The sequence below is a fragment of the Salinivibrio sp. MA427 genome, from assembly GCF_001996115.1.
GTDB classification, from domain to species: domain Bacteria; phylum Pseudomonadota; class Gammaproteobacteria; order Enterobacterales; family Vibrionaceae; genus Salinivibrio; species Salinivibrio costicola.
This window is the reverse complement of sequence record NZ_MUFH01000492.1, coordinates 1-1,118: the sequence shown is the minus strand read 5'-3', so window position 1 is coordinate 1,118 and position 1,118 is coordinate 1. Positions and strand designations below refer to the sequence as shown.

Below are 1,118 nucleotides of genomic sequence, written 5' to 3'. Positions count from 1 at the left end.
ATAAATACCATGACTATAGTATTGTACGCGTATACGCGGATGCAACCGCGAAGTGCAACACTCTCGTTTGCAGCCTAACATAACTTGTTAAAGATAACGCTAGGCTGCCTAAAACCAAGACATTTTCTTGGTCGAGCATTCAAGCGGACCACAGCTTGCATCACCTCTTCTTCAGTGATTTCACGCAGGTCAGTGCCCTTGGGAATATACTGCCTGAGCAGCCCGTTACTGTTTTCGTTTAAACCTCGCTCCCAGGCTGAATAAGGATGAGCAAAGTAAATCTCTGTCTCTAATGCCTCGGCTATCGCCTTATGTCCGACAAATTCTGAGCCATTATCTGCGGTGATTGTGTGCACATGCGCGGAGTACGGTCTAAGTAGCTCAATGGTGGCATCACGGACGACATCAGCGTTTTTGCTGCTCACCTTTTTTACCAAGTAAAAACGACTGGTTCGTTCAGCAATGGTAACAAGTGCGCCTGTACCGTGTTTGCTCAAAACAGTATCGATTTCCCAGTCATCAAAACGCTCACGGGTATCCACAATGGCTGGCCGCTCATCGATAGAGACAGGCTCTGGTATCACACAGCGCTTGCTTGTTTTGCCCTTACGATAGCGTTTGTGCCCTTGACGCAATGACTTATACAGTTTGCCGCCAGTCGCTTTATCCGTTGCCACATATTGATAAATCCATTCATGGCTGACAGGCATGCCCAACCGCGTGCTTACATGGCTAATCTGCTCTGGGCTCCAATCAACGTTCAGGCAGAGTTTAACAAAGTCGATTGTCATCGAAGGTATGCGCCTTTTGGTGGCATGTTACGTCGACTTGTCGCTAGCTGCTGAGCTTGAGCAGGCTCGTAACGGCCGTCTGGTAATCGGTTCCTACTTAGCTCTCTCGATATTGTTGATTTTGACTTACAAAGGGTTTCGGCAATGACTGTTTGTGAACAGCCACGGGCCAAAAGGACAGAAATCTGGTATCGTTGTCCTTCGGTCAACCGCTGGTAACTCATGGTAATCACGTTTTGATTTTGGCGATGAGAAGCGTACCAATATCGACATCACCGAGTTAAGAAAGAAAAACAAACCCTTTATTATCAATAATTTAGCATAAAC

Annotated in this window: 1 pseudogene; it reads right to left on the bottom strand. The window is 46.7% G+C overall.

Going from position 1 to position 1,118, the window contains the following annotated elements:
* Window positions 1–74: 74 nt before the first annotated feature.
* Window positions 75–1,015, bottom strand: a pseudogene (locus BZG79_RS15845) (IS30 family transposase).
* Window positions 1,016–1,118: the final 103 nt, after the last annotated feature.